Origin of the sequence: Bacteroides sp. HPS0048, from assembly GCF_964240755.1 — a bacterium.
Lineage (GTDB): Bacteria > Bacteroidota > Bacteroidia > Bacteroidales > Bacteroidaceae > Bacteroides > Bacteroides nordii.
On record NZ_CAXSVC010000029.1, the window covers coordinates 64,289 to 72,996 of the forward strand.

General features: G+C 42.3%; 6 protein-coding genes. All 6 read right to left on the bottom strand.

The window, feature by feature from the left end; translation table 11 throughout:
• Nucleotides 1-5: 5 nt before the first annotated feature.
• From ACESQI_RS18725 to ACESQI_RS18750, 6 genes are read right to left on the bottom strand one after another with little or no spacing between them, the layout of a single operon-like run.
• Nucleotides 6-1,376 (bottom strand): SpoIID/LytB domain-containing protein, encoded by a 1,371-nt coding sequence (locus ACESQI_RS18725; protein ID WP_195570586.1) that lies wholly within the window; start codon nucleotides 1,374-1,376, stop codon nucleotides 6-8.
• Nucleotides 1,373-2,311, bottom strand: coding sequence for a DUF4922 domain-containing protein (locus ACESQI_RS18730; protein ID WP_025868138.1), 939 nt, complete (start codon nucleotides 2,309-2,311; stop codon nucleotides 1,373-1,375). Before ACESQI_RS18730 ends, ACESQI_RS18725 begins: the two co-directional genes overlap by 4 nt.
• 8 nt (nucleotides 2,312-2,319) lie before the next feature.
• On the bottom strand, nucleotides 2,320-3,786 hold the full coding sequence (locus ACESQI_RS18735) for a glycosyltransferase family A protein (protein ID WP_025868139.1): 1,467 nt from the start codon (nucleotides 3,784-3,786) through the stop codon (nucleotides 2,320-2,322).
• Between the two features lie 23 nt (nucleotides 3,787-3,809).
• Complete coding sequence (locus tag ACESQI_RS18740) at nucleotides 3,810-5,669, bottom strand: PQQ-binding-like beta-propeller repeat protein (RefSeq protein ID WP_025868140.1); 1,860 nt, start codon at nucleotides 5,667-5,669, stop codon at nucleotides 3,810-3,812.
• 36 nt (nucleotides 5,670-5,705) lie between these two features.
• Nucleotides 5,706-7,154, bottom strand: a complete 1,449-nt coding sequence (locus ACESQI_RS18745; protein ID WP_025868141.1) for a sodium:solute symporter — start codon at nucleotides 7,152-7,154, stop codon at nucleotides 5,706-5,708.
• Between the two features lie 57 nt (nucleotides 7,155-7,211).
• Nucleotides 7,212-8,378: an exo-beta-N-acetylmuramidase NamZ domain-containing protein gene (locus tag ACESQI_RS18750; protein WP_195570591.1), complete on the bottom strand. Its 1,167-nt coding sequence runs from the start codon at nucleotides 8,376-8,378 to the stop codon at nucleotides 7,212-7,214.
• Nucleotides 8,379-8,708 lie beyond the last annotated feature (330 nt).

Here is an 8,708-nt window from a genome sequence, read left to right on the forward strand (position 1 = left end):
TTGTTTTAGTATCGTTTTTCAATAGCAGCTCCAATATAATAATGTAGCAGAATTGTGTCATAAGTATATCCCTGTTCACCCATTACTGCGGCACCAATCTGACAAAGGCCTACACCATGCCCCCAGCCCGCACCGGTGAGAATGAATTTGCCCGGGATAGTATCTTTTATATCTGTTTTATCAATGACAAATGCCGAACTGTACAGATGAGAAGGTGACAATGTCCTTCTGATTTCAAGTTCCTTACCAATGGTCATTGTTTTCTTTGTACCAATGATTTTAAGTTTTACGATCCGGGCAGACGTTCCGCGTTCTACAGGAATTAAGTCGATTATCTGTCCATAATCAATACCGGAACGTTTGAAGATAAGTGCCGCTAATTCCTCTTGCGTGTATTCTACTTTCCAGCGATAAAAATCAGTAGTTTCCTGATCGTAATTGTTTAGCACCTGGCTGAGTATTTTATTTTCTGTCGTATTACAGAAAGCTTCCGGAGAGCTTCGTATCCACTTTTCTGCTTCTGTTTCCATACGAAGATCGGGTAGGAAAGCCGTTGTTTTACTATCCCGTTGTTTGACGAGATAAGGATGTTTCACATCTTCCCAGCAATATTGGAACTCTTCGAATGCTCCTCCGCAGCATTTAGAGAAGCGGGCATCGCAAATTTGTCCGTTATAAGTCAGCACTTGTCCGCGGGTAGCATGAATGGCTTCCTTCACGATTTCGGTAGATGCACGGGTGATTCCTTGATAACGCTGGCAATGATCGTCGGCACACACATCAAAGTGAGTATGGTCTTCCTGATCGTACCACTTAATTAGTTGACAGTTGACAGTTGACAATTGACAGTTGGCTGCGCTATCATGCTGCATAGTAACTGTCAATTGTCCATTGTCCCCTGTCAATTGTCTACTGTCCATTGTCAATTGTCCCCTGTCAATTGTCAATTTATTAAGTAGCCAGCTGCGTGAAATCACTGCATGTGCTTTCAGTAATTCCAGAGAAGCGTTGGCGCTCATTTCCGAGGAGATGACACTGACTAAATAATCCTCTACGTTTACGCGGTTGATGCCGGTGAGGGTATTGTTTTCTATGATAATTTTCAGGGCTCCCTGGAAACGTTGGTTTTCTTTTCGTTCCCAGTGAAAATTGATACCGATGGTGACATCCTGCAATTCGAAAGAGTCTGTAGCCTCGTACAGAGGTTCAAACAGTAGTTCTTCATAATGATGGTTTCTCCAAAGGATTTTTCCATCATCGAAAAGAGCGGTTTGTTTCCCACTTACTTCTGCACCGTTCATGCGATAGGTATTCAACAGAGTGAATTCTATCTTTTGTCCGGACAGGATACCTACATGTACTTTAGGCTCTTTCATAACTGTTCTTTTATGCGTTGTCTTAATTTGTAAAATTCGTCTGTACTGAGGCAGACTTCTCCGAGGATTGCCGCAATATCCGTTGCCGTTAGTTTCTCAAAATCTTTTTCCAGTGGGGTGATGAATACTCCTCCCATATCTACGGATGCCGGACTGATAAGAATATTGGCATCTCCTTCGGCTGTGTAGCAGGAAGGACGGTGTTTGGAACGCGGGAAAATACAGACTACCCATTGTCCGCCTTCAACCCAGGTAAGCAGATTCATCATTGGCTCTTCCTCACCCGGTTTCTGTTCCATGGCGTTGTATACTACATTGAATAGGATGATGGCATCTTCCCGGTTGGTTGCTTCCAGGACCAATGTATTACGGGGGGCATCGTTCAGATAAGATAGTGTAGCCGTTTGGTAAGTCACAATTTTGCCGGCCTTCTTGTTTTTCCACTCTTGTTCAAGAGGGAGAAAACCTTTGTTTCCTGCCTGGAAGTGTACATGGTCGGGGGCGGATGCTCCGCATTTGGGACCGTTGTAGAAAACTACATAGTCCTGAGCATAAGTTGCTAAGTCCAGCATGTCGCCAAAGCGATTTTTAATACGTTGGTCTACATGCTCTAAAGCCGGTACAGTCAGATGTTTCGGAAAGATAGGAAACGGATTGACCAGTATTTGGTAATTCTCTTTGAACGGAAGCCCTCTTTGCACAGCCGGCAGATTGGCGGGACAAAGGAAGCATTTTCGTTCCTGTATAGACTTTGTATCCACTTTAGCTGCCGAAGAAACGATACGTGCAGGATTAAACTGTACTTTATAGTGCGTACCGTTCACATCCAGTTCTTTTACTTTGACCCGGCTTAGAGCTGTATAATTGTTTTTTGCCAGCTCCCATGAAGAGAGCTGGTCACTGAACAATTTTTCTATTTTTAATTTTGTATCCATCCCTATTATTACATTTGACGACGATTCATTGCTATACGGGCTTGTAATTCCCAGGTACGAATACGGTCTTTATACAAATTGTGCCCGTTCATTTTCACTACATCCAGTGCTGCATCCGAGTTGTCATCCCAACGGCGACACAGATAGACTACATCGTACACACGTCCTATCTGGTATTGGCGGGAGAAGTTCAATCCTAAGGCATAATCTTCCCCATAACTGGTGTTAGGAACTTTGATTTCGCGTAATACCGGGGTATAGAATGCGCGTGGAGCACCTAAACCGTTGATGCGTAAAGCATTGTTACGTCCGTTCTCGGGAGTCCATTCTTTATGGTCGATAATGCCCGGGGCGATCATATTCATATTGAAGTCCGTCATCATGTATGTACCTACCACCATTGCACAATTCTGTTCATAGAATGCCTGCACCATTGTTGTCAGGGTATTTTCATCTTTATACACATCGTCGCTGTCCAGTTGTACGGCAAACTTGCCACATTTCTCATGATGTACACCCAAATTCCAGCAACCGCCTATACCCAAATCATTCCGTTCGGGGACGATGTGGATGAGGTGCTCGTCGGAGGTAAATTCACGAATAGCATCTGTCGTTCCGTCGGTAGAGTGATTGTCGATGATGATGAGGTTGAATTTGAAATCTGTTTTTTGATTTAATACCGATCGTATGGCATCTTTAATCGTACGGATACGGTTGCGTACCGGGATAATGACAGAAGCTTCATATTCAAAATTACCGGCACTGAATTCGATTTTTTTGAATTCGGGAGCCAGATAGCCACCTATCTCTTTCAGATGTTCTGTGCAGGCTTGTTCCATCTCTATTTGTAGTCCCCGGTTTTTAGGGTCTACATAGTCGAATATTTTTTCACCACTTTTGCGGGTATCGTTTTCCACTTCGGAGTACAGGTATTCGTTAATGTGAACCAGTGCTTCTTTTTGTGACAATTTCAAGCGTAGATCATACAGTCCGGCAAACTGATAATCAGCTTTCATACGACTCACTGCTTCTTTCAATGCACTGGCTTTGTATAGTAACACCGAACCGAAGTTGAAATCATCACGGAGGCTTCCCGGCTGATAATCTATTACCGGTGCATTCTTTTGAACACCTTCCGCCACCTGATAATGATCGGCATACACCATACCTGCGTTGCTGTCTTCGGCAATATGGATCATACGTTCGAAGGCGAACATACCTGGTGACAGTGTTGTATATTTGGTATAAAGCAGGGTATAGTCCGCATCGGAGTGTGCAGCAACAGCGCGCATTGCTGCACTGGAGTTAAGTGCAGATACGGTTAATATGTCACAACCCGGAAGGGGAGTGGCTGTCGTTTCTGTTGTGAGCAGATAGATTTTCTTTATCAGATCGGAGCTTTGTAAGCTCAGAACTGTTTTTTCAGCTTGCGCTGCATTTGCAAAAGGGATAAAGCAATTGATTGTAGTTTTCATATCTTAGTTCTTTATTATTGTTTTTATTCTTTCCATTCCAATAATCCGGTTTCGCCTCCGGTTGCGGTGAATAACACCTGGTGGCGGTTGATAGGAACAACCGTACTGATAAGCGAGTTGCCTGTTTTATGCTTCCATAATATCTTGCCTGTCAGTGGTTCCAATGCAAAGATAAGTCCTCCTTTGGTGCTGCCAAACATCACTCCGTCTTTTTCTACTTGCATGGAAGGGGCATGCTCATAGCCAAAACCGACGTTGGAACTCCACAGTTGATCCGGTTTATCGCCTTTCGTTGAAAAACAGACAATGCTGTCATTCATTGTTTTACTGTATATCCGTTCTTTATCGGCAGATAGACCGATTGTTTCGCGTACGGTGGACTGGAAAGTACGCCATACGGTTTCTCCGGTTTCCAGATCAATGGCGGTCATGGCACGTTGAGGATCGGTAATGAAAACTTTGCCATTTGCTGCTACCGGCCATACTGCCGCAGGAGAGAAGTGCATGCGGGTCAGTCCGCCCGTCCATTTCCATAACTCTTTACCTTCTTTTTTACTCAAAGCATAGAGCGTATTGTCCCATGCACCAAAGATCACTTTGTCACCTTCAACGAGCGGACGGGTTTCTATATAGCCTTTTACGCCTGTATATGCCCATATGAGTTTCCCGGTCCTGATGTCAATGGCACGGAAGGTATGATCACTGGCACCTATGTAGGCTATTCCGTTGTCTATCGTTACAGCTCCCAACACCGGTTCTCCGGCTTCTATTTTCCAGAGTAATGTTCCGTCTTCGGCATTCAAACCATAAATATGTTTATCTGCAGAGCCAAATACAACGATACCATCGGCTGCGGCAGGAGTACCAACAATACGGTTGCCGGAGCGGAAACTCCAGAGCTTTTTCCCTTTTTTCAGGCTGTAGGCGGTTAAGATGCCCATGTCGTCACCAACGAAAACCTGTTCTTTCTCTATGGCCGGTGAGCAATAGATACCCACCCCCGTTTGTACGAGCCATTTTTCTTTTACCTGTGGATATTCTTTGTTGACAGAGAAATCGGGATATTTGTCTGTTGCTCCTTTCGCATTGTAGTATGGTTTTGTTAAGGAGAGTGCGCACCACTTTTTAGGTTGTTCACCAATTTTCTGTTCATAAACGAATACAGAATCGGGAGTTATCTCATAGACACTGTATCCGCCTACCGGATCTTTCCCCCGCAGATTGGAACGGTTGATAATTCCCGGAATACCGTCATAAGAGAAAAACTGATTTTTGTGATAATGCCCACCCATGAACGCACGGATGTTAAAGGGGCGCACTGCATCAGTTACGTCATACCAATTGTCCACATCTCCTTTTAACAGCGGATAGTGGGTAACCAGAAATACAGGCTTTTCTTTTCCTGCCTTTTTCAGTTCGTCTTTCAACCATGTAATGTCCTGAGGCACTACATGGCCGTCTGCCATGCGCATTAACGGGCCGGAGTTGAATCCTAAAAAGAGAAAGCCTTTGTGCTCAAATTTAAAACGCTCTCCGCCAAAGATATGTCCGAAGTCGGTCACACCGCTTTCACTCCATTTTGTTTCATGGTTTCCGGGAATGATGTAATATTTCACCTTTAGTTGCCCGAGAGCTGTTTTTACTTTTTTCATAGAGGCACGATCTCCTTCTTCGGTTATATCTCCGGTTACCAGTACAAAATCAATTCCTTGTGTCTTGTTCACCTGATTGATGGAGTTCTGGAGATCTTCAAAGGCTGTTCCCTTATTCGTGACATGAATATCTGTGAGAAGAGCGAAACGAAAATGCTCTCCTGCCTGCGCCTGAATTGTAGTGTACACTACAAATAGGAATGCGATACAGGTATATACTTTTCTGTTCATCTGAGTGTGTTTTTTGTTTTGGATTAAAATAATTTGTTATTTGCTCTTTTTTATGAGCAGGCAGAGTCCGATAAAAGTAAATAGTGCATTGAATATTAGCAATTCATAGCTGAACTGATACCCGTTGAACCATCTTTCTGAGTTTTTCTGTAATATGAAGCATAGGATGGGGGAGGCAATGGCTACCCAGGGAATATACTTGTCGCGAACCTGCTTTTTGGTGAAAATGCCAAAGGCGAAAAGTCCCAGGATGGGGCCGTAAGTATAGCTGGCAAGAATATAAACGGCATCAATCACGCTTGTGTTATTCAACAGATTGAATACAAAGATAACAACCCCCATCGTTATTGCCATACCGATGTGCACACGTTTACGTATCTTTACCAGTTCATTTTCCGCTTTATTTTTAGCGCCTAATATATCTACTGTAAATGAGGTAGTCAGGGCGGTCAGTGCCGAACCGGCTGCAGAATAGGCTGCTGAAATCAGACCGATGATAAACAGAACTCCTACGATGGCAGGAAAATAGTCACCGGTAGCTATCATCGGGAATAACTCATCACTTTTCTCCGGATTTTCAATGCCTTGCCGGGCTGTGAATATATAGAGCAATACTCCCAACATAAGGAATAGTAAGATGACGAAGAATTGAGAGATACCACTGGTGATCATGTTTTTTTGTGAATCTTTGAAATTCTTGCAGCTTAGGTTTCGCTGCATCATGTCCTGATCCAGTCCTGTCATGGCAATCATGGTGAATACTCCTGCCAAAAATTGCTTGAAGAAATAACGTTTGTCGTTCACGTCATCAAAGAAAAACATGCGTGAGAAGTCATTTTCGGATATAGTAGCAATCATACTTCCGAAACCCAGGTTAAGATCGGAAGCAATGTAATATATACATAGTACTACAGATACTACCAGACAAAATGTTTTTAATGAATCTGTCCATATTAATGACTTTACTCCTCCACGGAAAGTATAGAGCCAAACAAGAGCTACGGTGATAATCACGTTCAGTATGAACGGGAGATGGAAAGGCTCAAAAACAAGTAGTTGTAGTGTGAGGCAAACAAGGAATAATCTTACGGCTGCTCCCAGCATTTTTGAAATAAAAAAGAACCATGCACCTGTCTTATAAGAAGAAATTCCAAATCGGTTTTCAAGATACTCATAGATGGATACTAAATTCATCCGGTAGAAAAGCGGTATCAAAACAAAAGCTATAATAATTTGTCCTGCAACAAAACCAAGTACCATCTGTAAATAAGAGAATCCGCTTGCAGCAACCATACCCGGTACCGACACAAATGTAACTCCTGATATACTCGAACCAATCATGGCAAATGCTACTACATACCAGGTTGATTTACGATTCCCTACAAAGAAACCTTCATTATCGGCTTTTCTGCCTGCAATGTATGAGATTGTGAACAGGATAACGAAATAGGCTGCAATAGTAATTAAGATGGCAATTGGACTCATGGGGCAATTTACATTTTTATAGTTTAACAATTTAAGATAAAAAACAGAGAGAAACGGCTATTCTTCATATAAAAGGTAAGGTCTGCGTTGTACTTTAAACTTTTCTACGTCCTCTTTCCACATTGCTTTTATCTCATCGGCATCTTTTCCTTGTTCGATCATTTTGCGGACATAATCCGTACCTATCAGTCGTTCAAAGAATGGGCGGAAAAAGTAATCATCCATATTCAGGTTTCGGTAAGCGTCAATAAGGTAGCTCAAATCTACTCCTTTTTTTCTTATTTCTTCCTCACTTAACGCGCTTAAATTCACACCGTGGCAAAGCCTGCCAAGTTGGGGAGGGTTTTTGGCTCCTGATGTGCTTTGTGGCGTAAAGCTATAATTGTATCCTGTCATATTGGGGTGACCGTATACCTGAAAAGGCAGTTGTGTGCCTCTTCCTAAGCTGACGGGAGTTGCTTCAAAATAGCAAATAGACGGGTAGAGGTATACTGCTTTCATATTGGGTAGGTTAGGAGAGGGAGGGATAGGCAGCTGATACATTGTCTGGTGGGTATAGTTTTTGCATTTTATTACTGTAACGTCACAGATACGGGAAGCCGGCAACCAGCGTTCACCATTAACCATGAGTGCTAATTCTCCCAAAGTCATCCCATGTACTACCGGGATAGGAAGCCAGCCAACTCCCGATTTATATTTCATATCTAAAATAGGACCGTCTACATAATGCCCGTTTGGATTGGGACGGTCCAGAATCAGCATTTTACGGTTATACTCCGCGCAGGCATCCATCAGGCGTACCATAGAGGCATAATACGTATAAAATCGTAAACCTACATCTTGTATATCGACTATCAGCAAATCGAATTTGCGCATGGAATCCTCACTGGGTTTACCCAATTGGCCATCATATAACGATAGAATAGGTACCCCTGTTTTTTGATCTACCGAACTTGAAACATGCTCTCCTGCATCTGCATTACCACGGAAGCCGTGCTCCGGAGAGAAAATTGCAACTACATTAATCTTATTCTCTAATAATACATCCAGCAGGTGCTTATTTCCCACCATACCGGTGTGATTTGAAAAAACAGCAATTCTCTTATTCTTTAATATAGGTAAATAGTCATTCGTTTGTTCTGCACCTACAATCACCCGGCTTTGTTTTGCCTGGCAGTGGAGAGTGATGAACGCTAAAATGACTATAAATAGAATCTTTTTCATAATATATTATATAAGGGAGAGTTCTTTATCTGCAAAGATAATATATGTTTTAATATTAGAAACATATATTTTTATATTTTTGTAATTATAATCAATAATTTGCAAATTGACAATCTTGCGTTTTAAAGCATATTTTAGTAGAATGTAAATATATTTATTGGATGGGGTAATGGAATGAGAAGGTTGTATTTTATCTCTGTACTTTGTTGAATATAGGACGATTACAAGAATGTACACTTTTGTATGATAAGAGTGGTTCTTCTTCAATTTAGTTGAACCGTGTTTGATAAGTCACTTTTGCAAAGTAGGCTCTATGGGATTCAAAATCAT